This window comes from Vreelandella piezotolerans, from assembly GCF_012427705.1.
GTDB classification, from domain to species: domain Bacteria; phylum Pseudomonadota; class Gammaproteobacteria; order Pseudomonadales; family Halomonadaceae; genus Vreelandella; species Vreelandella piezotolerans.
This window is the reverse complement of record NZ_CP048602.1, coordinates 1,553,764-1,574,750: the sequence shown is the minus strand read 5'-3', so window position 1 is coordinate 1,574,750 and position 20,987 is coordinate 1,553,764. Positions and strand designations below refer to the sequence as shown.

Annotated in this window: 20 protein-coding genes; 7 read left to right on the top strand and 13 right to left on the bottom strand. The window is 58.4% G+C overall.

Going from position 1 to position 20,987, the window contains the following annotated elements; translation table 11 throughout:
- Nucleotides 1-8: 8 nt before the first annotated feature.
- From GYM47_RS07205 to GYM47_RS07195, 3 genes are all read right to left on the bottom strand, one after another.
- Entirely contained in the window at nt 9-1,952 is a 1,944-nt protein-coding gene (locus GYM47_RS07205; protein ID WP_153843839.1) for a tripartite tricarboxylate transporter permease, read from the bottom strand.
- Nucleotides 1,953-2,029: 77 nt separating this feature from the next.
- On the bottom strand, nt 2,030-3,136 hold the full coding sequence (locus GYM47_RS07200; RefSeq protein ID WP_231125658.1) for a Bug family tripartite tricarboxylate transporter substrate binding protein: 1,107 nt from the start codon (nt 3,134-3,136) through the stop codon (nt 2,030-2,032).
- Between the two features lie 52 nt (nt 3,137-3,188).
- Nucleotides 3,189-4,313 carry a 4-oxalomesaconate tautomerase gene (locus GYM47_RS07195; protein ID WP_153843840.1) on the bottom strand — a complete coding sequence of 375 codons (1,125 nt, stop codon included), beginning with the start codon at nt 4,311-4,313 and terminating at the stop codon, nt 3,189-3,191.
- Between the two features lie 148 nt (nt 4,314-4,461).
- Between GYM47_RS07195 and GYM47_RS07190 the strand changes: the two genes are divergently transcribed.
- Nucleotides 4,462-5,367, top strand: coding sequence for a LysR family transcriptional regulator (locus tag GYM47_RS07190; protein ID WP_139528162.1), 906 nt, complete (start codon nt 4,462-4,464; stop codon nt 5,365-5,367).
- Here GYM47_RS07190 and GYM47_RS07185 read toward each other — a convergent pair.
- The 4 genes from GYM47_RS07185 to GYM47_RS07170 all read right to left on the bottom strand — a co-directional run bounded on the left by GYM47_RS07185 (nt 5,364) and on the right by GYM47_RS07170 (nt 11,511).
- Complete coding sequence (locus tag GYM47_RS07185; RefSeq protein WP_153843841.1) at nt 5,364-6,836, bottom strand: cobyric acid synthase; 1,473 nt, start codon at nt 6,834-6,836, stop codon at nt 5,364-5,366. The genes GYM47_RS07190 and GYM47_RS07185 overlap by 4 nt on opposite strands.
- Nucleotides 6,837-6,846: 10 nt before the next feature.
- Nucleotides 6,847-9,039 (bottom strand): S8 family serine peptidase, encoded by a 2,193-nt coding sequence (locus tag GYM47_RS07180; protein ID WP_153843842.1) that lies wholly within the window; start codon nt 9,037-9,039, stop codon nt 6,847-6,849.
- A gap of 133 nt (nt 9,040-9,172) precedes the next feature.
- On the bottom strand, nt 9,173-10,126 hold the full coding sequence (locus tag GYM47_RS07175; RefSeq protein ID WP_153843843.1) for an alpha/beta hydrolase: 954 nt from the start codon (nt 10,124-10,126) through the stop codon (nt 9,173-9,175).
- 14 nt (nt 10,127-10,140) lie between these two features.
- A complete protein-coding gene (locus GYM47_RS07170) occupies nt 10,141-11,511 on the bottom strand; it encodes a cytochrome P450 (RefSeq protein ID WP_153843844.1) in 1,371 nt (456 codons plus the stop codon).
- A 216-nt stretch (nt 11,512-11,727) separates the two neighbouring features.
- On the opposite strand from GYM47_RS07170, the gene GYM47_RS07165 reads away from it, so the two are divergent.
- Nucleotides 11,728-12,648, top strand: a complete 921-nt coding sequence (locus GYM47_RS07165; RefSeq protein ID WP_139528167.1) for a glutaminase — start codon at nt 11,728-11,730, stop codon at nt 12,646-12,648.
- A gap of 20 nt (nt 12,649-12,668) precedes the next feature.
- Here GYM47_RS07165 and GYM47_RS07160 read toward each other — a convergent pair whose 3' ends face one another.
- Nucleotides 12,669-13,529, bottom strand: a complete 861-nt coding sequence (locus GYM47_RS07160) for a methylated-DNA--[protein]-cysteine S-methyltransferase (RefSeq protein WP_153843845.1) — start codon at nt 13,527-13,529, stop codon at nt 12,669-12,671.
- Nucleotides 13,530-13,695: 166 nt separating this feature from the next.
- Between GYM47_RS07160 and GYM47_RS07155 the strand changes: the two genes are divergently transcribed.
- Nucleotides 13,696-14,289 carry a LysE family translocator gene (locus tag GYM47_RS07155; RefSeq protein ID WP_153843846.1) on the top strand — a complete coding sequence of 198 codons (594 nt, stop codon included), beginning with the start codon at nt 13,696-13,698 and terminating at the stop codon, nt 14,287-14,289.
- Here GYM47_RS07155 and GYM47_RS07150 read toward each other — a convergent pair.
- The gene (locus GYM47_RS07150) at nt 14,275-15,105 is read right to left on the bottom strand and encodes an AraC family transcriptional regulator (RefSeq protein WP_194928590.1); all 831 of its coding nucleotides are present in this window, start codon (nt 15,103-15,105) and stop codon (nt 14,275-14,277) included. The two genes, GYM47_RS07155 and GYM47_RS07150, sit on opposite strands and share 15 nt — an antisense overlap.
- Nucleotides 15,106-15,150: 45 nt before the next feature.
- The gene (locus GYM47_RS07145) at nt 15,151-15,609 is read right to left on the bottom strand and encodes a hypothetical protein (protein ID WP_153843847.1); all 459 of its coding nucleotides are present in this window, start codon (nt 15,607-15,609) and stop codon (nt 15,151-15,153) included.
- Nucleotides 15,610-15,810: 201 nt separating this feature from the next.
- Here GYM47_RS07145 and GYM47_RS07140 point away from each other — a divergent pair, with 201 nt between their 5' ends.
- Nucleotides 15,811-16,620 (top strand): DUF1206 domain-containing protein, encoded by an 810-nt coding sequence (locus tag GYM47_RS07140; protein ID WP_153843848.1) that lies wholly within the window; start codon nt 15,811-15,813, stop codon nt 16,618-16,620.
- An 11-nt stretch (nt 16,621-16,631) separates the two neighbouring features.
- On the top strand, nt 16,632-17,234 hold the full coding sequence (locus tag GYM47_RS07135; RefSeq protein WP_153843849.1) for a YqaA family protein: 603 nt from the start codon (nt 16,632-16,634) through the stop codon (nt 17,232-17,234).
- 52 nt (nt 17,235-17,286) lie between these two features.
- Here the strand turns inward: GYM47_RS07135 and GYM47_RS07130 are convergent, their stop codons facing one another.
- Complete coding sequence (locus GYM47_RS07130; RefSeq protein WP_153843850.1) at nt 17,287-17,697, bottom strand: DUF4019 domain-containing protein; 411 nt, start codon at nt 17,695-17,697, stop codon at nt 17,287-17,289.
- 220 nt (nt 17,698-17,917) lie between these two features.
- On the opposite strand from GYM47_RS07130, the gene GYM47_RS07125 reads away from it, so the two are divergent.
- Complete coding sequence (locus tag GYM47_RS07125; RefSeq protein WP_153843851.1) at nt 17,918-18,673, top strand: class I SAM-dependent DNA methyltransferase; 756 nt, start codon at nt 17,918-17,920, stop codon at nt 18,671-18,673.
- Here the strand turns inward: GYM47_RS07125 and GYM47_RS07120 are convergent.
- Nucleotides 18,670-19,140, bottom strand: a complete 471-nt coding sequence (locus tag GYM47_RS07120; protein WP_153843852.1) for a YehS family protein — start codon at nt 19,138-19,140, stop codon at nt 18,670-18,672. The two genes, GYM47_RS07125 and GYM47_RS07120, sit on opposite strands and share 4 nt — an antisense overlap.
- 9 nt (nt 19,141-19,149) lie before the next feature.
- Entirely contained in the window at nt 19,150-19,572 is a 423-nt protein-coding gene (locus GYM47_RS07115; RefSeq protein ID WP_153843853.1) for a tetratricopeptide repeat protein, read from the bottom strand.
- Between the two features lie 215 nt (nt 19,573-19,787).
- Here GYM47_RS07115 and GYM47_RS07110 point away from each other — a divergent pair, with 215 nt between their 5' ends.
- Nucleotides 19,788-20,987: a DEAD/DEAH box helicase gene (locus GYM47_RS07110; protein WP_153843854.1), complete on the top strand. Its 1,200-nt coding sequence runs from the start codon at nt 19,788-19,790 to the stop codon at nt 20,985-20,987.

The following is a 20,987-nucleotide window of genomic DNA, read 5'->3' as shown; positions in this document are numbered from 1 at the left end:
GGGTGGTGTTACAGGCCCGCCAGCATGCCCGTTGGATAGTTAAGCGTCAGCATATGCGCCATTCCCATCAAGAAGAGCGTTACGCCTGCCGCTAACCCAACAGCAGCCACTGGCTTCATACGCGCGACGACCAATAAGAACCCAAGACAAAAGATCGCTGCAGCAAATAGAAAACCGAGCACCATCACGCCCCCAATCAACGCAAAGAAACCCGCGACCCAAAGCAGCTGTTGGCTCAGCGTTTGAGTTTGCCACTTCATCGGCTTAATGACCGTTCTCACGACCTCCAACACACAGGCCGCCACGATGATGGCGATCGCTAGTCGGGGCATAATGCCTCCCAGCATGGAAAGATCAGCGAACGTCCACCACATGTAGGCGGCACCGGCTAGTAGACTAGCCAGCAGCACCACGTCGATGGCGCCCAGCGACAGCGGCTCTGCTGATTCTAGAGGCGTATGCGGTGTGGTCGCCTTTCGTTGACGCTGGGCATGCAGGTAGCTGCGTAATGGGGGAATCACCAACGAGGCGGCAATCAGCGCGCCGATGATCAACACACCGGGCCGCATGAAGGCGTCAGCCCCCTGGAACTGGGCAGCCTGATAAAAGTACGCCTCGGCACCGGGCGCAAGCACGAAGCCAATCAGGAAGGCCGGGCGTGACCAGTTGGCCTGCTTGAACAGCACGCCAAACGCACCGATGACACCAAGTGCGAACAGGTCCCCCAGCGAGCGCGTGGCTTGATACGCCGCAAAGAGAATCAAGATAGTGATCAAGGGCGCTAAAATCACGAACGGCACCCGTGTCAGGCTGGCCACCGGACGCGCCAGTCCCAAGCAGAGCGCAGCGCCGAGGATGTTCGCCAGGGCCAACGACCAGATGATGGTGTACGTTAGGTCCAAATTGGTTTCCAGCATGCTCACACCGGGCTGCAGACCGAGTAGCAGCAAGCCGCCCAGGAACACCGCCGCCGTCCCCGAACCGGGAATACCAAACAGCAGAGTGGGCACCATCGCTCCACAGGCACAGGCGTTATTCGCCGATTCCGGCGCAATCACACCGCGAATATCGCCTTTACCGAACTGTGTTTTATCCTTGGCGCTCTGCACCGCGTGGCCGTAGGTGAGCCAATCGACCACCGAGCCCGCCAAGCCGGGAATCGTGCCCATCAAACTGCCAATACCCGCACAGCGAGCGACGAGTCCAGGGCGTTTGGCGACGTCCCTGACGCCCTCTTTCCACCCCTTGCCCAGCTGGCACGGCTGCTCGGCAATCGCGCCGCGCTTCACCAACAGATCGATGATTTCGGGCAGTGCGAAAATACCCAACCCCACGACGACGAGCGGCAGACCGTCGTAGAGGTAGTCGATCTCGAACGGCAAGCGGAACTCCCCCGTGGCGGGGGCCATGCCGATGGTGCCCACCAGCAACCCCACTCCGCAGGCCGCAATGCCCTTGAAGACATCCTTGCCAGACAGCACCGCGACCATCGAGAGCCCCAGCAGCGTCAGCATGAACAGCTCAGAGGAGGAGAACGACAGCACGACCGGCCGAGCAATCAGGATAAAGGCCGTCAACACCACCGCGCCCAGCAGGCCACCCATCATCGACGAAAGAAACGCGCTGGAGAGCGCCCGCGCCGCCTGCCCTTTTTTAGCCAGGGCAAAGCCGTCCACCACGGTGGCCTGCGACGCGCTAGAGCCTGGTATGCCAAGCAGTACAGAGGCAAAGGTGTCGCCCGTGGGAATGACCGCCACCAGGCCCATGAGCATACCAAGAGCCACAGACGGCTCCATGCCATAGAGGAACGGCAATAGCAGCGACATTCCGGCAATGCCACCAAGCCCGGGAATGATGCCCACGATTAACCCAATCAGGACACCCACCACCATGTACAGCATATGGGGAACAGTAAACAACTGTCCCAAACTGGAGAATAAGACATCGAACATTGTCGTGGCTCTTGTGTTATTGAGTGTGAAGGAGCCGAAAGGCACTGCCTCGACAGTGCCTTTGATGAACCAGCGTGTTAAATGCGGGCGCCGTGCTGTTCGAGCAGCCACTCGACGAGCCACTGGCGCGTGTCGTCATCCAGCGACATGGCATCTTGCAAGTGCTGCTCGACGACCTCGCCGACCACCGGCGTATAGGGGCCTAGCTGAGCCATAGCGGCTTCTTTGAACGTTTCGGTGTCCACGAAGCGGCGCGCTGCATCGCGATACTCTTGGATGAGCGCCTCAGGGGCGTCCTTGGGCAGTAGAATCAGCTTTTGCAGCGTGAATCCTGAAGCGAAGAACTTGCGATACGCCTCGGCGGCAGGGCCGCTTGGGGCTTCCCCATGCAGGTTTTCATACACCTCGTTGAAGGTCGGCAAATCAGGGAAGGCAGGATCACGAACGACCTGGCCACTGTCGTCGAGCACCCCAAGGGAAAACAGCGGAACCGCTCTTCCGCTCTCGACCAGCGGCGCTACGCTACTGAAATACGCCGAGGTGGTTTGAAAATCGATATCGGCTTCACCGCGCTCGAACGCTAGCCGCCCTTCGCCACGGCTGCGCATGCCCGACACGGCCTGCACGTCGACCCCTAACAAGTCCAGCGCAATCAAGACGGGCAGCTCCAATCCGGTATGGCTCTGCACGGCAAATTTGACGCGCTGCTCGGTTACGGCCCGGAGCACATCCTCGGCGGTATCACCGAGGTTAGGCTGGGCATACACTACGCCACCGGTGGGTGTGGCCAGAATCGGCGTCCAGTCGTCGTAGTCATAGCGCACACGGCGATCTTGCAGCATGGCCGGATACTGGGTGGACGCCGAGGTGCCTATCCATTGGCTGCCATCCGAATCGGCCCGTATCGCGAACAAGTTGCTACCATTGATAGAGCCGCCGCCGGGCACGTTATCAATCACCAGTGTCGGGTTGCCTTGAATATGGTCGCTCATCCAGGTGGTGAAAAAACGCGCCCATACGTCGGTTCCTCCGCCTACACCAAAGGGAATGGTCCAGTGGATGGTGTCAGGCACGTTCACATTGTCCGCTTGAGCACTCACACTGATAGCGCCAAGCGTGGAACAAGCAACGACCAGTAGCGCTTTCTTGAATGTCTTTAGCGGAGTGTTTTTCAGGGTGGTCATGGCGATACTCCTGTTATTGATTATTGTCGGTTCATTATAAAGGTCAGGTTATTCAATCAATGGTTTCGGTGGCGTAATGCCCCACTCCCTTGGGAGGGGTCGCGTAAAAAATTTGCCCGCTCATAATTTTGCGAGCCGTTCGAATGAGTGACACCCGCGCTAGGTCAAACGCATTCTGCTGGCGATACTCTGCCGTTAACTCAATAGCACCAGAAGGATGCTCCAATATTATGTGTGAGAGCAGTTGCCCAGCGGAAAGCTTCTCAGTGCCAAAAGCCATATGATGGGCCACCGAGCCGGGCACGTTAATCGCGGCCACCACCGCCATCGCCCCTGTCACGGCAATCGCCTTATGACAACGGTGCGGTACGAAGTAGCGCACGTTCAGCGTATGCGAGGCTGCTTGTGCCGCTGAAATCAGCACCACCTTGGGCAGTACGCTCTGGCTTACATCCCCCATGCCCATCCGACGCCCTGCTTCACGGCGCAAGTGCTCTAAGCGACTTAATAAAGCAGCATTATTGTCCAGCTCCCCAGGTGACTCGTAGCCGGTCAATCCCACCGACTCAGCGCGCAGCAACATAATGGGGGTCGCCGCATCAATACAGCTCACCTCCACCCCATCGATCTCATCGCAGGCGTTACCAGTGGGCAAAAGCTGGCCCGTTTTACTGCCCATGATGTCTAAAAAGCTGAGCTGGATACCCGCCGCACTGCCAGGAACGCCGCTGATAGTTACGCTGCCTTCGTACTGCACCTGCTTGCCCGGAGTGGGCACATGGCACTCGATCAGCCGCTGAGTGTTCAGGTTATGCACCCTCACCACGGTGGTACCGTCCTGGGGTTCCACCAGCCCGGTTTCGATAGCATAAGGCCCCACCGCAGAGAGCATGTTGCCGCAGTTCGGGTTGAAGTCGACACGCTTGTTGACTACGTCTACTTGAGCAAATAGATAGTCGACGTCGGCATCCGGGTGCGATGAGCGCTCCACAATGGCGACTTTGCTGGTGAGCGGGTCACCGCCCCCAATCCCATCGATCTGTAGCGCATGGCCGGAGCCCATCAAGCTAAGCAGAATATCGGCCTGCTGGGCCTGATCACTGGGCAGGTCTTTCATGCGAATAAAGGGACCTCGTGAGGTGCCGCCCCGCATAATGACACAAGGAATGCTGTTCATATTGCTCCGCCATAGTTCGCGATGACTGTATGAACGGAGCATGTCAGCCAATATTTAATGTCTCAAATGCAAATATAGATTGCTATAAATCCATTTTTTGCATTAATGTGTATTGGTTATCAAACCACCGCTTTAGCGCAAGAATCCCATGCTTCACAGACTCGAATTTCTTGACCTCCAGGCCTTCATTTTGGTCGCGGAATTGGGCACCTTTCATGAGGCGGCTCAGCGCCTGCATTTGTCGCAGCCTGCGCTGACGCGGCGTATCCAAAAACTCGAAGAACTCCTTGAAGTTGAACTACTTGAGCGAACCACACGGCGGACTCGGCTAACGCCCATTGGGGCAGATTTTCTCCCGCGCGCTAGGCGAATGTTAGAAGAGTATGAGTCGTCGATTTTAGGCATTCGAGAGCTTGTCACGCACCAAAAAGGCACGGTGACGATTGCCTGCCTGCCCACGGCGGCCTTCTACTTTTTGCCTAGTGTCATTCGCGTGTTTAGCGAGGCGTGGCCGGGCATTCGCATCCGGATTTTGGATGTCAGCGCCAACGAGGGGTTGGAAAAAGTCATTAATGGCGAGGCGGATTTCGGTATCAATATGATCAGCGCGCAAAGCTCGGAGGTGCGCTTTACGCCGCTGCTAAGAGATCCGTTTGTACTGGCACTGCGCTCGGACCATCCGCTGGCCAGCAAAAAGCAGATTGAGTGGAGCGATTTAGAGGATGTGCGGCTCATCACCGTGAGCCGCGATAGTGGCAACCGCACGCTGCTGGATAACGCGCTGTCAGCAGAGGGTATCCACCTCAACAGCTTTTACGAGGTGCAGCACCTCTCTACTTCCTTGGGGCTGGTGGAATCAGGCCTTGGCGTGGCGATTTTGCCGCGCATGACCATGCCCGGCCCCGATCACGACACGCTCTGTTCTCGCGATTTACCCGAGCCACGCATTCAGCGCTCGATTGGCTTGGTGCGCAGCAACTCACACAGCTTATCCAGCACCGCGCAGCTCTTCATTGATCTTCTGTTAGAGCACTGGGGCAAAGAGGCTATTTAGCAACGCTTGTTAGTAGTACTTGGCGATGCAATGAGTGCCAGAATCGCGTCGATATCCAAGTGCGCTTCCAACGTATCGGCCAAGCGCTCCAGGGCCTGTTCGCGGTGGGCGCTATAATCGACGCGGCCTACCTGGGCTAAACCAAGTATGGTCAGCAGCGCTTGGCAGGCTTCAGGATGATCGAATAAGCCGTGTAGGTAAGTGCCCATTACTTGGCCGTCTTCGCTGATGGCCCCATCCAAGTGGGTGCCTAGATCGAAGAGCGGGCTACTCAGAGCCGGACCTTCGCTCACACCATTATGAATCTCATACCCCGCGACCGTTGCTTCTTCGCCCATTAGCACGCCGCTCACGTTGCGAAGCTGCTTACCCGCCACCATGCGTGTCGTCAGCGGTAACAGACCGAACCCGGCGACTTTCCCGGGCGTGCCTTCTAGCCCGTCTGGGTCATCGACGCACTCCCCCAACATTTGAAAACCGCCGCAAATGCCCAGTACTTTGCCGCCATAGCGCAGGTGACGAGTCATTGCGGCGTCCCAACCTTGGCGCTTTAACCAGGCTAAGTCGCTGGCGGTGCTTTTACTGCCGGGAAGAATGATCACATCAGCGGGGGGGATGGGCTGATCGGGGCCGATAAAGCTAAGCGATACCTGCGGATGCAGGCGCAGCGGATCGAAATCGGTGTGGTTACTGATACGCGGCAGCGCGGGTACGATCACCTCAAGCGTTTGGCTTGCTTTTTCAGCCTGCACGGTGCCAATGCTGTCTTCGGCATCCAGCAGCAGCCCTTGCAGATACGGCAACGTACCCATCACTGGCTTTTGGGTACGTGCTTCCAACCACTCAAGCCCCGGCTCCAGCAGCGCAATATCACCGCGAAAACGGTTGATAATGAAGCCTTTGGTGCGAGCCTGCTCACTCTCACTCAACAGCGCCAGCGTGCCGACTAGCTGGGCAAACACGCCGCCACGGTCGATATCGCCCACTAGCAGCACCGGGCAGTCGGCGGCCTCGGCAAATCCCATGTTGGCTATATCGCCTTGGCGCAGGTTGATTTCCGCCGGGCTGCCGGCCCCTTCAGCAATGATCACATCAAAGCGGCTTTCCAGCGCCTGCCAGGCCGCCATCACGCTCTCTTTCGCGGTGCGTTTATAGGCATGGTAATCCAGCGCATCCATATGCCCATGTACCTTGCCGCGCAAAATTACCTGAGCGCCGCGGTCGGTTTCCGGCTTGAGCAGTACCGGGTTCATATCGCTATGGGGAAGGACACCCGCCGCCTGGGCCTGCAGTGCGGTGGAACGGCCTATCTCGCCGCCATCGCTGGTCACCGCGCTATTCAGCGCCATGTTTTGCGGCTTGAATGGGGCGACGGAGAAGCCGCGCCGTTTAAGAACGCGGCAAAGCCCTGCCACCACGGTACTTTTGCCTGCATCCGAGGTGGTACCTTGAATCATTAAGGTGGTCATTGAGCGCCTATTACCAAGCGTAGGAGTAGTTCACCATGGCCGCTGAATCGCTCGGTGCGTTCGCATCGTGGCCCGGCTCGCGGGTGTGCAGCAGGTTGAACTGCCACTGGCTGCGCTCGCTGGCGGCAAACCCATAGCCCAGTTCGATATCGAGCTGGCGGCCTGACGGTTCCAGTGAGGCGCTGCGCGTATCACGCACCACGCTGCCATCCAAGCGACGTCCCACGGGCACATCGAAACTGGCCGTGGCGCTGTCGATGCGCAGCGGCTGGCGCAGCGTCAACGCCCAACGGTCGGCGCGCTCGCCTTCTCCCTGCCACTGTAGCCCCAGCGCCATTTGCTGAGCGCGCATGCCATCCACGCGAGTTAGCAGGCCGCTACCAGATGCGCTGCCCTGCCCCTGTTCGAATTCGGCAAAACCGCGAAAGCCATCTCTCTGGGCCTGCAGACTAATGCCCGCAAAGCGCATGCGGTTATCATCGCCCAAACCCAATGCACCGTTGCCATTAGCGCCCAGCAGGCCCTGCTGCTCGCTCAGTTGGCCGACATAGCTGTCGATACGCAGCCCTGGGGCAATTTGCCATGCCAAACCGACGTCGGAACGCTGCGCTTGATAATCGCTGGCCGCATCGTTAGCCATATCGCCCACCCAAAGGGAGGCCGTCATACTCAACCGTTCACCTATCTCATAGCGGGTTTCTACACCGTCCACCCGCTCGAAGGCTTGGGTCAACGCCGACCCGGTTTGAAACGAGATCATTGGCATCACGTCAAGTTCGGCGTAGTTGCCCATTGGGCTAGGCTGGTTTCCAGAGAAACGAAAGGCGCTGAGCTGGGCGTTACCAAAGGTGCCATCGAAACGGCTGGACAGCAGCTCACCGTAGGCCGTACTGCGGGTCGAGAGACGATAGTTGCCCTCGATCGCCGTCTGAGCGGTGGCGTGCGATGAGAAAGCACTTGCCATCTGTTGCAACTGATCGCGAAGCTGCGAAGCCCGCACGGTGCGGGACTGGGTATGGCGCCCTAAATCGATGGCGTAATCTCGGCCCAGCGCGTCGAAGGCCACCACATTCTCCAGCACACCAGACGCTGCGACCGCATCGCCATAAGCGTCTGAAAGCTGTAGATAAGAGACATCGGCTAGCGCACCGCCATCGGCTACTCGCTGGCTCTGGCTGACGATCAGATCGCCTTCCGGGGCCAGCGCTGCCTCAATATCAGCAACACCTTGGCCCAAATAGAAAGCGCCACAGTTCAATGTGCCGCTCGTGCCACAGGTGTTCTGCTGGAACAGCGCGCTCTCCTGGCTGGCTGTGTCGAGTAGCCGCTGGCTGGCCTGCTGTGCCGTGAGATGCGGCCACTGGCCTATGATTCCTGCGGCATATTCCGAAATCCGTGCGGCGGAAATCGAGGTGCCTTGGGCTCCTACATCGCGGTTTGCGAAGTCGGTACCAATAGCGCGCGACTGCAACTGCGCATCGTCGCCGGGATAGCTGCTCGATGGATGAATAGTGCCACTGGGCGTCGTGCCCACGGCAATCAGCATCATCTCGTACAGCCCAGGCTGGCTGGTGTAGATCGGCTTGCCTTGCGTATCGATAGCGCTGCCCGTATTGCCAGCACTCACCACGTAGATCGCGCCTTTGCCGTCGTTGGCATCTACTACGCGCTGATATGACGTCGCCGAGGTCACTCCATTGAAGGTAAGACGAGGGTCGCTGGCTTCCAAACGGCGGGAAAAACTGGCGTTGATGACCCTCGCTCCCCGGTTAGCGGCTTCCCCAATGGCATAATCCAAAGCGTTGTTCAGCGTCGCGCCCTGGCTATCTTCTATTTTCAGAAGGTCCAGACGCGCATTGCCTAAAGTGCCGCCCGTGATGGTGGATGTCACGGCGTTACCGTGCCACTCATCCACACCGCTGACGTCAGCCGTGCCGGTGTAGACGTCCAAACGGTCGATCACCCGCTCGCTGTTGGTGATGGTCGCGACATCGAACGCGCTATCCGTCACCGCCACCCTCACCAATCCCGGCTCGAGCGGTTCGGGGGTCTGGCTGGCCCCCACACCAGGGGAGGAGCCGCTAGGGGTGTACACGCCCTGGCTGCTATCTCCCCCGCCGCCGCCACTGGACCCGCATCCTGATAATGACAGAGTGCCCAGCGCTATCCCTACCGCTAGGAAGAGCGGGCGCCGTTCAAACATCGCGGCTGCCCTGCGTATCGGTATGGCGTTGCATAGAGTGACTCGCTTGCACTAAAGGCGTTAGAAAACATAAGAAAGGCAACGGCATTAAATACTGAGAAAAGCCCTTATCGCAAGTCGTATAACGCTCATTTCATAGGCCGTGAGTTTCTGCCCAGAGGGCGATACGCTGAGCAGCGGTGGTATTGACGACGATATCTAAATGCGACACTCCCGCAATGAACTCAAACTCTGACTGCGCCGCGTGGAGGTGAATGGTAGGCTCGAATTGCTTAGCGTAAAACGCCTCGTCTCTATCGCCCACTAGTACCAGAATGGGCGCGCGAATATTGGCAAGGTCGGCCTTGTAGTCCGCCGTTCCAAAGCTCTCCATCATGCGGTAGGTGTAGCGCAGGGTTTCCGACCCGGTGCGGTAGGCCAGCGGCAGGTTGAAGTGCAGTACCGGCCAGTGATTGAAGCGAGTCACGTTCATTTGATTCAGCAACGCCAGCGGCAGAATGCGCCATAGATTCGGCTTTGCCCATCCCGCTTTTTTGCGCACGGTGGCCGCGTTGTAAGCTAAAAACGGGGCCAATAGCACGACCCCGGCTAAATGGCTTGCTTGCTTGCCCGCTGCAAAGCGCAGTGCTAACCCTCCGCCCGAAGAGTGCCCACCAATCACCACACGCTCATAGGGCGCATGCTCACGCTTAGCATGCTCGATCAGGTCGGCTACGTCGTCCTCTAATTGACCGATATAGTCCACATCGCCACGTTTGGCTGGGTTTGGTCCATGGCCACGTAAATCCGGCGTGATGACATCGAACCCGACCGATGTCGCTAGGTACTCTGCCATGGGCGCCAAGTAATGGCTGCTGGCCGATGAGCCATGTAACAGCACCAACAGCGTCGACGGCGCAGCCTGCTGAGTAGCGCGGTGGCTGGCATGGTTGTGGCTAGCATAGTGGTGGCAAGCATAGTAACGGTAACTCAATGTGCCGCCATCTCGCGTGGTATAGCTTTGTAATGACGGAATATCGGCCTCAGCCGGCAAGATATTCACCAGCACATCGAAACGTAAGCCGGTAGTAGGCTGGGCATGTGGCATGGCAGGGTCTCCTGTTAGGCCGTGGTGGCGTCATCGGACGAAAAGCGCTCCAAGCGAAAGCGCAAGTGGAACGGGCTAAGCAACCCCGGCATAGGGGTTTCGCTGCTCAGCTTTCCTGGAGGATGCAGCTCCCAGCGCGCCCGCCGCAGAAGCGCAGCGAGCAAGCGGCTAGTCACCAGCAGTACGATATGTCGACCGGGGCAGATGCCAGGCCCGCCACTGAATGGCACCAGCGGCCATCGCCTCTCGCCGTCCGGGCGAAGCCACATCTCAGGCGTAAACCGATGAGCCGCATGCAAATAGCGTTCATCGCGATGAAAATAAGGCGTATGAATCAGTACAGAGGTATGAGCAGGCATCTCCCCGGGTGTCCACTGCGTGGGTTGCGTCGACTGTCTCAAAATAAGTGGTGTGGTGGGCCACAAGCGCAGCGCCTCCAACACACTTGCCTTGAGGCAATCCATGTCAGGTGGCGGCGTGTCGTTTACGTCATCCAACGCTCTGGCCGCAAACTCTGGGTGCACGCACAGCAACGCCAACGCTCGAAACGCCGCCATGCCAGCGGGGTCAAAGGCAAACAACCACTGCGGCACTTGCTGAAGCGGTGCTTGGTCGCTGTCGGTCTCTTCGGTCGAATGGTGAAACAGCATCGCCATCAGGCTATGGGGCTCGGCTTGCTGATAGTAAAACGCCAAATGCTGCTCGAACCGCTGCTGCAAGCGTTTGCGTTTGGGGTGCATGAAGCCCCAATTGGCGGCCTTACGAAGCCGCACTAATTCGCGAGTGACGGTGCGGTCATCTCGGGCGCTATCGCCGAGCACCACACGCCGTACGATACGCTCCCACGCCCGTTGAAAGGTCGGCCAGTCCAGCTCATCGAAGCGTGTGTTGGTGCGCGCCACCAATGCGTCGGCCTCTTCCTCCACCACCTGGGTAAATGCATCGGCAAAAAGGTGATGCGGGCAGCCACTCTGTAACACCCGCTCGTTCAGTTGGCGGCGCGTTTGGCGTGCTTCCCCGTGGGACACCAGCGCCATGTCAGGCTCGAAGTGACCGAGTGCGCTGCGCTTCAGCGCTTCGTCCGTCGCGAAAGGCTCCGGAGTGTGCTCCAGCACATGGTTGGCATCAGCGGGATCGAGCACCACTGCCATCTTTTTGCCCGGCACTTTCAGCATGAGTGGGCCACGGCCATACTTCTTGCTGAGCGCTTGCAACTGCCGAATGCCTTTCGCATCCAGGCCAAAACGCTCCACCATCCCAACGACGTTTGGACGACGAAGAATGACCCCCTTTGCCACGTTGGGGGCCATGACTTGACTGATAATGGCGATGGTTTCCCTGAGCGTTGCAGTCGGCAACCCATCAGGGGTGGATCTCCTATCCATTCCTGCTCCTTGAGTGATGCGGCTACCGTGACAGTCTAGAGCCACCTCGACCACACGCAAGGCATTCACCTATCCCCTCGCGCAACGAGCACTTAAATCAAGCCAAACATTAACTAAGTTAGCGTTATGGGCCATGCCATCAAGGCAATGCCCGCAGACAGCCTGGCCATTTTCCGCTAGGGTAGCGGCTCCCACCACCCAACGATTGCGCCCGATATGCAAGAGATACTCGACGAGATTGCCGCCGAGCTGGCCCTGGAAACCGAACGCGGCACCGTAGCCGATTACATTCCCCAGCTGGCCCATGTGGACCCCAGCCAGTTTGCGATCAGCTTGGCCACGGTCGAAGGCCAGCGTTTTTCGGCGGGCTGCGCGACGACGCCCTTCTCGATTCAGAGCATTTCGAAAGTGTTCACCCTGACCATTGCGCTAGGCAAATGGGGCGATGGGCTTTGGACTAAAGTCGGTCGCGAGCCTTCCGGCGACCCATTCAACTCCATCGTTCAGCTCGAGCACGAGAGCGGTAAACCGCGTAACCCGTTCATCAACGCCGGGGCCATTGCGGTAGTGGATGCCATCATGATGGGCCACGCGCCCAAAGAGACGCTGGCGGAGATATTGAGCTTCGTGCGCTATATCGCCGACGACAACAGCATCTGTTTCGATCATCAGGTCGCCGCGTCGGAAATGGAGCACAAAGATCGCAATGCGTCGCTGGCCCACTTCATGAAGGCCTTTGGGCGGCTGCGACACGATGTCGATAAAGTGCTCGGCACCTACTTTCACCAGTGCGCCATCGCCATGAGCTGCGACCAGCTAGCCCACGCTGGGCTCTTCCTGGCCTCCGACGGGGTCAACCGGCCCAGCAATTTGCGGGTGGTGTCGCCCCAGCGGGCGAGGCGGATCAATTCGCTGATGATGATGTGCGGACACTACGACGCCTCGGGGGAGTTTGCTTTCCGCGTAGGCTTACCGGGCAAGAGCGGCGTGGGCGGCGGCATTCTAGCCATTGCCCCAGGGCGTGGATCGCTGGCGGTGTGGTCGCCGGGGCTGGATCGCTTCGGTAACAGCCTGCTAGGCGCACGGGCGCTGGAGATGTTCGTACAACGCACCGGCTGGTCCGTGTTTGGCCACTAGGTTTTAGCCACCAAGCGGGGTTAGCTCTGAACGCTCTCTTGCGCTTGCGGCTCTAGGTGCCGAGCCGCTTCCCAGGCCTGCACGTTGCGTTTCACCTCCAGCCCCCAGCGGTAGCCACCCAGCGCGCCGCTTTGCTGAATCACCCGGTGGCAGGGAATCCACAGCGCCACCGGATTCGCGCCCACCGCATTCCCCACCGCCCGAGATGCTGTTGGCGCGCCTAGCGACTGGGCAATGTGCGAATAGCTGGCGAGCCGTCCGTTGGGAATTAGCAGCAGCGCGCGCCATACGTTGAGTTGGAAATTGGTGCCGCGTACGTGTAGCGACAGCGCCCCCGGCGCAGCCGTTTTCCCTGGCTCGAACAGCGCATCGACGGCATAGCGGGTCGCCTCTGGCTGGTGGCGCACCGTACTGCACGGCCACTCAGCGGCGAGCTGAGCCAGCATCCCTGCCTCGGACGTGGCGGCCAGAAACCCCATTCGGCAAATACCCCTTGGCGTCGCTGCCACCAACACCTCGCCAAACGGCGTGGGATGAATGCCATAAACGATCTCCACACCCTCCCCTTGGCGCTTGAACTCGCCGGGTGTCACCGCTTCGAGCGTCACAAAATGGTCGTACAGCCGCGAGCCCCCACTCAGGCCCAGCGCATGAGCGGTGTCGCTAAGACTCTGGGCCGAAGCAATCAGCTGCTTTCCCCGCGCCAGCGTCAGCGCCTGCAAAAAGCGCTTGGGACTAACGCCTGCATAGCGGCAAAACAGCCGCTGAAAATGGAACGCGCTCAAATGCACCTGCGCCGCCACCGTCTCCAAACTCGGCTGCTGGGTGGCGTTGGCCACCATAAAGGCCATGGCTTTTTCTATTCGGGCATAGTCGTTCATCGCGTCGGTCTCTCAGGCATCGTTGCGAACCACCTATCGTGACCCAAGCATAACCAGCGAGCACGCCCAACCCCACCCGAATCTTGCGCACGTCACATATCAATTTTGTGCAATACCCAGATTGCGCCCCGCTTGCACACTATCACCTCCCTTCTGGAGGATCATCATGAGCACATCGCTACTGCTACCCATGTCGGCCTTTGCCCTGGCGGCGTCCATTTCACCGGGGCCGGTCAATATCGTTTGCTTGAGCAGCGGTACCCACTACCCCCTTCATAAAGGGCTCATCTTCGTGACCGGAGCGACGCTTGGGTTCCTTGCGCTGTTTCTGGGCATTGGCGTGGGGCTCTATTCGCTGCTGCATGTCACGCCCTGGCTAGAGGAGGCGCTACGGTGGGCCGGTATCGTGTTCTTACTCTACCTCAGCGTACGTTTATGTCAGCACGATGGACGAGTGAGCGAGCACGACCCCCACAAAGCCCCCGGCTTTATCACCGGCGCGGCCATGCAGTGGCTCAACCCCAAAGCGTGGCTGGCCTCGGCGGCAGGCATTGGCGCGTATACCAACGGCAACGATCCTTACTTGATTGGCCTATTCGCCGCGCTTTATCTACCGATCTGCTGGCTGTCGCTGGCAAGCTGGGTGTACGCGGGGGCGTTTCTCAAACGTTACCTGCACCGGCCTATCGTGCTCCTGACGATCAACCGCTGCTTGGCGGTCGGCTTGGCAGCGAGCACGCTATTTCTACTTCTTGAATGACGGCGCACGGTATTGGTGGGGCGTCGCTGCGACCAGCCGCTTGAAGGTTCGCTGAAAATGGGGCTGATCGTTGAACCCTGCCGTGAGCGCCGCCTCGACGATGGGCTGACCCTGCCTCAGCACCGCCTGCCCTAACTGAATACGCTGATCGATCAAATAGGCATGGGGCGTCAGGCCGTAGTGCTGCTTGAACGCGCGAATCAAATGCCCCGTGCTGTACCCCGTTTGCTGGGATAACTCTTCCAGCGAAATATCGCGGGCGCAGTGCGTGCGCAAATAGTCTGCCACTTGGGCCAGCAGTTCAGGCGTCGGCGCGGGTGCCAGAGGTGGCTCCTCCGCCAGTTCGCTCATCAGCGTAGTGAGATAGGCGGTGACTGCCTGCCGCTTGCGCTCGATCGCGACTTGCTCATCCAACAAACCGCCGGCCATCTCGCAAAACGAGTGGAAGAGACTCGGCCGGCGGATGACCGCAGTCGCAATGTCTTGCCACTCTGGCGCAGGTAGTAGGCCAAGCCCATAGCGCAACTCGCTCATCCAGCGAGCATCCACATACAGCATGAGGTACGCCCAAGGCTGGTTGGCGATGGGGTTACAGGCATGCACCCAGTGAGGGTTCATCATGACCAGGTCACCGGCACGAATCTGATGTGAGGCATCGCGATATCGAAACGTACTGACCCCGGCGGTCACTGCCCCCAGCGACCAATGCGCATGGCTGTGCGGTGCATAACATACCTGCCGCGCATCCTGTATCTTGCGCAGTTCGACGTGGGGCATACGCGCGTCACGCCAGAAAATAGGCTGTGCTCTATTCATGTTCACCTATCCGTCCACCCTCGTCTTGACCGCTGCTCTTCCCCACTAAAGATGGCGATAAATCACCAGAAGACGATGACCCAACCGTTGCCCTAGTAGCTCCGCTTGCTGGGGGCTCACCGCGCCCGTTCTGGGGTTAATCGCCGTGAGAGAAAAGCGTGAAAACCCTTGCATAAAGGAGTAGTCGAGTTGGTTCACGCTGGCCACACTTCCACAGCATGGAAGCGTTTGCGGCATTAGCCCAAACCCGCGCACTAAATCGTAATCTTGATCCATCAGAAGATGCCACTGGGGAAGGGTCAGCTCCTGCCCACACAGGTGACAACGAACGTACTCGAAATTACTACCGCAGTCATGAAACTGCACGTATTCAGACACGGCGGCGTCAAGCGAATCGGCTTCCGGCATCCATTGCCATAACGTCTCCTTAGCACGGGATACCTGCTCCTCAGCCGGCAGGTAATGCGGGTCTGCTGGAATAAAAACGATGTGGTGATCGCTCATAGGGTTCGATCCATGACACATGAAGACGCTTACTGACTACTTCCCAGAACCACTATGGCACTTTTGAGCGGTGCTCTCTATAAAAGTACCGCCATGCCCTAACGCTGCCCGCCGCATGGTCTACGCTGGACAATACCATTTTACATGCACAGTATGGGCCGCCGAAAGGATCGGCAATGCCATTCACGTCAGGAGGACACCATGGCCAGTCAACCCCCGACACATCGGGATGCGGTTAAACTGTTCGCCCGCTTGGGCTACGCCTCGCGGGGGGTCGTGTATTTACTGGTAGGCGGCTTAGCCGCGCTCGCCGCGTTAGGCCAGGGCGGCCAAACCGAAGGCAGTCGTGGCGCACTAGAGAGCGTATTGGCCGCCCCATTCGGCAAAGTAATGCTGGGTATCATTGCCCTTGGGCTAGTGGGCTACGCCACTTGGCGCACTCTGCAAGCGCTTCAAGACACCGACGGCCATGGCAGTCAACCCAAAGGGTTGGCGATCCGCGCGGGCTTGTTGGTCAGTGCCGTAACGCACACGCTGCTGGCTTTTTTTGCGGCTCAGTTGATCGTCAGCTTGGGCGCCTCCGGTGGCTCTGGCAGCGGCTCACAGGATGCCGCTGGCTGGCTGATGCAGCAGCCATTAGGGCGCTGGCTGGTCGCGGCGATAGGCGCGGTCTTGATTAGCGCAGGCATTGCCCATGCCATCAAAGGCTGGAAAGCCAAATTCGACCGCCACTTCTCCATGCCCACTCACGTGCAGCGTTGGGCATACCCCGTCTGTCGCTTTGGCTTGGCGGTGCGGGGTCTCGTCTTTGTGATCGTGGGCAGCCTATTTATCATCGCGGCGTACCAATACAATCCTAGCCAAGCAGGCGGCACGGCGGAAGCCTTGAGCACGCTGAGACACCAAGCCTTCGGCCAGTGGCTGCTTGCGTTCGTTGCCATCGGGCTGTTCGCATTCGGCGTGTATAGCCTCCTCACGGCGATCTATCGCCGCATCAACCCTTCCGTATAGCGACTCGACCCATGGCCTTCACTTCCACGCGAACCAAGCAGTGGTTCGAGCGTATCAACGGCTCGAAAAACATGCTGTGGCTGCTCGCCACGCTCTCTTTCCTAGAGACCATCATTTTGCCGATTCCCATCGAACTCGTGCTGATTCCGCTCATGGCGGTGAATCGTCAACGCATTTGGGCGATGGCCACCGCCACCACGCTGGGCTGTTTAGCGGCGTCCATCGTCGGTTACGGCGTGGGCATGGTGTTGTACCAGTCCGTCGGCACTTGGTTCATCGACTTCATGGGAATGCAGCAAAGCTATCAGGCGTTTCAGAGCTTTTTCGACCAATACGGCTTTGCCGCCATTTTAGCGATTGGCATTTTGCCGATTCCGTTCCAGGTGGCGATGATTACCGCTGGGCTCTCGGGCTACCCGATCGTGCTGTTCGCCCTGGCAGCACTGATGGCTCGCGGGCTGCGCTACTATGGCCTGGCGTGGCTGGTACATCGTTTTGGGCACCGAGTGGAAAGCATGTGGAAACGCCACGCGCTGAAGACCAGCCTAGCGCTGGGCACTGTGGTGCTTCTGTTAGTGCTGGGGATGCAGGCGCTGGCGGGGCTGATCGTGTAGAAAACACAATAGCCGCCAACGTTGGCGGCTATTGATGGGCGCTCGAATCACGTTACTGCACGTAGTAGCCGCTCACTCGCCACGTGCCCTCTTCCAGATGTGGCGTGACGACTTCGACCACGCGTTGGTTATTCGTGAACTGGGTTTGAAAAGCGAACTCTTTGTAGTCGTTGCGCGGCGCCCCAGGCATCGAGGTGTACTGCGACATGCGGATGCGCCGCCGCGACTCGACGCTGCCCAAATCGTTGCGGGCCAGCGTCACCACGCGCTGCAGCATGGTGGGGGAAAGCGGCGTCTTCAACAGCGGCGACGACTTTTCCCAAGCCTGCTCATATTCACCTTGATCGATCGCTTCCAGCCAAGCGAGCGCGGCCGCTTCCGCCGCCTCGGTGGTAGACGCCTGCACATAAGAAGTCATCGCCAGGAGCAACGCAGAAAGAATGAGAGCAAAGGGTTTTGGCATGGCAGCCTCGTATGGCAATCGAATGTGTCGTGCGACTTTAGTAGTTATCGGACCATCACACGATTTCTTTAATCACATTAACCCTAAAGCGCTAGCCAAACTGTGAAAGAGTGCAAACTTGATCGCCGCTTGGCCAAGCCACTCCTACGCCTTCTCAAACCCCAACCGCTCGTTTACTATGCGCCTCCTCATTTATGTCAGCCCTCACCATTAGGCCACTATGTCCGTCAACGCGCTCTACACCGACCTGTCTGGCTACTACGATTTGATGTGCGTCGACATCGACTACCAGGCCCAGAGCAACGCCATTCGTCGTCTGCATCAGATTTTTGGCAACGAAGGCAAACGCCATCTGGATGTCGCCTGCGGCACCGGCCCCCACGTGCGTCATTTTCTGGATGCTGGCTTCACCAGCAGTGGCTTGGACATCAACCAGCCGATGTTGGATATCGCCGCCCAACGCTGCCCAGAGGCAAGCTTCTCACTGCAGGACATGAGCCGCTTCGAGGTCAATGAGCCGCTGGACCTCATCACCTGCTTTCTCTACTCCATCCACTACAACGATGGCCTGGACAAGCTCGGCGACTGCATCGCCAGCGCTCACCGCGCCTTGAACGAGGGCGGCGTGTTCTGCTTCAACGCGGTGGATAAACAGCGAATCGATAACGAGCTGTTCGTCAAGCACACGGCCCAGCAGGCGGAGGAGACGTTCTCTTTCCGCTCGGGATGGCACTACAGCGGCCAGGGGGAGCGGCAGTCGCTGCGGCTGAGCATCGAAAAAACCACGGCGGAGACAACGCAAGTGTGGCATGACGAGCACCCCATGGTGGCCGTCAGTTTTAGCGAACTCATCGCCCTGCTAGAGCCTACCTTCGAGGTGCACGTGTTCGAGCACGATTACCAGACCATCACGCCCTGGGATAACGTCTCAGGCAATGCGATCTTCGTATGTGTGAAGCGCGAGCGCCTCGCTTAACTGTTATCGTTGGGGCGAAGCTGCCGCTGGACGCCCATCAAGAAATTACGCAGCATTTGGTCTTTGCACTCGCGGGAATTCTTGTGGCTGGGCTTGCGGAAAAACGCGCTGAGTTCGTGAGGGCTAAGCGGCAGGCCCATCTGATCGAACACCTCTAAAATATCCTCCGCCTTCATGTTCAGCGCGATGCGCAGTTTCTGGAACACCATATTGTTGTTCAACTGCGCTTCCGGGGCAGGCGGTGGGCCTTCGCGCTTGCCCCGCTTGAAGCTGATGAAACCGTTCAAAAACGCCGCTAGCTCTTTGTTCTTCATGGTCACGAAGGCGTCGTCTTCATCTTTTTTCAGCCATGCCGTCACCTGCTCCTGGGTCACGTTCACGTCCGCCAGGGCGAAGATCTTGACGATGGTGTTGTCTTTCAAATCGAAGGTGTAGCGAATACAGCGAAAAATATCGTTATTGGTCAAAATGGGGTCCTAGGCGTGGGTGAGCGTAGCCAGCAGGTCATCGACTTCTGCTTTCAGCTCGTTATCTTCAATCGTTTCGGCGCTGGCCTGGGCCTGCTGCAAGCGTTCAATGGCCGCCTGGGTGTCGCCCAACTCCACGTGTAGCGACGCCATGGAAAACCCAATCGAAGCGATATGGTCGTTCGACTTCTTCGCGACCGCTTTATCCAGCGCTTTTTGGTAGATGGGCAGCGCGTCCTCTAGCTCTTCGGTGAAATCGGCCAGGGTTTCCCACTGCTCCGGGTGGTCTTTCTCGGTATTTTCGTGCTCGGTGCAGATCGCCTCAAGCTCGGCATACAGCGCTTCAAACGTGGCGCGGTCATCTTTAGCAGCCGCCTTCATCAGCTTTTCGGCGAGCTCGTACACCGCCTTGTAAATTTTGGTGTTAATCATCGACCACGACTCTGTTCATTCGGAAGGGATGCAAAACGCCCCACATGCATGTGCGTTTAGCGTCATGACAGGATTATACCTGGTTGGGATGGAGGCACGGGCAAAGGTGGAGTGGAAATAAACGCGTATTCGAGCGTCGAACGGCTGATTTTACGCTATGCTGCACCACTTTTTTTATTTTCGACACCCCATACGCCACTCTGTCAGAGCTTCTCATGCCCTTTTCAACCCTAGGCTTGTCCCGCCCGCTCGTTCAGGCGATTACTGAACTCGGTTACCAAACGCCAACGCCCATCCAAGAACAAGCGATTCCTGCCATTCTGTCGGGCAAAGATTTAATCGCCACCGCACAAACCGGCACGGGCAAAACCGCGGCTTTTGTGTTGCCGCTGCTGGAACAGTTCAGCAAAGCCGCAGAACCGCTGCGCGGTAAACGCATTCGCGCACTCATCCTTGTACCCACTCGCGAGCTGGCGGTTCAGGTGGACGCCAGCGTGGCGCAATACGCCAAGCATACCCCGCTCACCTCAATGGCCGCGTACGGCGGTGTGGATACCGCGCCGCAAAAAGAGCGCTTGATCGAAGGGGTGGATATTCTGGTCGCCACACCGGGCAGGCTGCTGGATTTGGCGCACCAGCGCGCGCTGCACTTCGATGAACTGCAAGTCATGGTATTGGACGAAGCAGACAGAATGGTCGATATGGGCTTTGTCGATGATATCCACAAAATCATCGTGCGCCTGCCAGAGAACCGACAGAACCTGCTGTTCACGGCCACCATGACCAACGACGTGCGCGCCATCGCCCACGCGTTTTCAGACAGCAAAATGACCGACATGGCGGCGAACATCTCCATTACGCCCAACGTGCGCGCCGCCGCCACCATCAAACAGTGGCTGATCACGGTCGACAAAGACACCAAGTCCGCCCTGCTAAGCCACTTGATCAACGAGCAAGCGTGGGATCAGGCGCTGATCTTCGTAGAGAAAAAGCACAGTGCCGCCAAGCTGGTGGCCCAGCTGGAAAAGCGCGGTATTCAAGCGGATTCCATCCATGGCGGCAGAAGCCAGGCCATGCGCGAAAAGGTGTTGGGTCAGTTCAAATCGGGCGAACTGAAGTACTTGGTGGCCACCGGCGTCGCCGCTCGGGGGTTGGATATTGGCGAGCTCAGCCGCGTGGTGAATTACGATTTACCCTTCCAGCCAGAAGAGTACATCCACCGCATTGGCCGCACCGGCCGCGCGGGTGCTTCCGGTGAAGCGATCTCGCTGGTCGATATCAGCGACTTTAAAAACCTGTGTGCGATTGAAAGGCGTTTGAAAAACACGATTGAGCGCAAAGAAGTGGAAGGGTTCCCGGTTAAGAAAGCCGTGCCCGCGTCTAACTTGAACCACGTTAAAAAAAGTAGCCGTTAA

Coding starts and splice junctions, on each gene's coding strand:
- GYM47_RS07205 (WP_153843839.1), bottom strand. CDS start 1,952: ATGTTCGATGTCTTATTCTCCAGTTTGGGACAGTTGTTTACTGTTCCC.
- GYM47_RS07200 (WP_231125658.1), bottom strand. CDS start 3,136: ATGACCACCCTGAAAAACACTCCGCTAAAGACATTCAAGAAAGCGCTA.
- GYM47_RS07195 (WP_153843840.1), bottom strand. CDS start 4,313: ATGAACAGCATTCCTTGTGTCATTATGCGGGGCGGCACCTCACGAGGT.
- GYM47_RS07190 (WP_139528162.1), top strand. CDS start 4,462: ATGCTTCACAGACTCGAATTTCTTGACCTCCAGGCCTTCATTTTGGTC.
- GYM47_RS07185 (WP_153843841.1), bottom strand. CDS start 6,836: ATGACCACCTTAATGATTCAAGGTACCACCTCGGATGCAGGCAAAAGT.
- GYM47_RS07180 (WP_153843842.1), bottom strand. CDS start 9,039: ATGTTTGAACGGCGCCCGCTCTTCCTAGCGGTAGGGATAGCGCTGGGC.
- GYM47_RS07175 (WP_153843843.1), bottom strand. CDS start 10,126: ATGCCACATGCCCAGCCTACTACCGGCTTACGTTTCGATGTGCTGGTG.
- GYM47_RS07170 (WP_153843844.1), bottom strand. CDS start 11,511: ATGGATAGGAGATCCACCCCTGATGGGTTGCCGACTGCAACGCTCAGG.
- GYM47_RS07165 (WP_139528167.1), top strand. CDS start 11,728: ATGCAAGAGATACTCGACGAGATTGCCGCCGAGCTGGCCCTGGAAACC.
- GYM47_RS07160 (WP_153843845.1), bottom strand. CDS start 13,529: ATGAACGACTATGCCCGAATAGAAAAAGCCATGGCCTTTATGGTGGCC.
- GYM47_RS07155 (WP_153843846.1), top strand. CDS start 13,696: ATGAGCACATCGCTACTGCTACCCATGTCGGCCTTTGCCCTGGCGGCG.
- GYM47_RS07150 (WP_194928590.1), bottom strand. CDS start 15,105: ATGAATAGAGCACAGCCTATTTTCTGGCGTGACGCGCGTATGCCCCAC.
- GYM47_RS07145 (WP_153843847.1), bottom strand. CDS start 15,609: ATGAGCGATCACCACATCGTTTTTATTCCAGCAGACCCGCATTACCTG.
- GYM47_RS07140 (WP_153843848.1), top strand. CDS start 15,811: ATGGCCAGTCAACCCCCGACACATCGGGATGCGGTTAAACTGTTCGCC.
- GYM47_RS07135 (WP_153843849.1), top strand. CDS start 16,632: ATGGCCTTCACTTCCACGCGAACCAAGCAGTGGTTCGAGCGTATCAAC.
- GYM47_RS07130 (WP_153843850.1), bottom strand. CDS start 17,697: ATGCCAAAACCCTTTGCTCTCATTCTTTCTGCGTTGCTCCTGGCGATG.
- GYM47_RS07125 (WP_153843851.1), top strand. CDS start 17,918: ATGTCCGTCAACGCGCTCTACACCGACCTGTCTGGCTACTACGATTTG.
- GYM47_RS07115 (WP_153843853.1), bottom strand. CDS start 19,572: ATGATTAACACCAAAATTTACAAGGCGGTGTACGAGCTCGCCGAAAAG.
- GYM47_RS07110 (WP_153843854.1), top strand. CDS start 19,788: ATGCCCTTTTCAACCCTAGGCTTGTCCCGCCCGCTCGTTCAGGCGATT.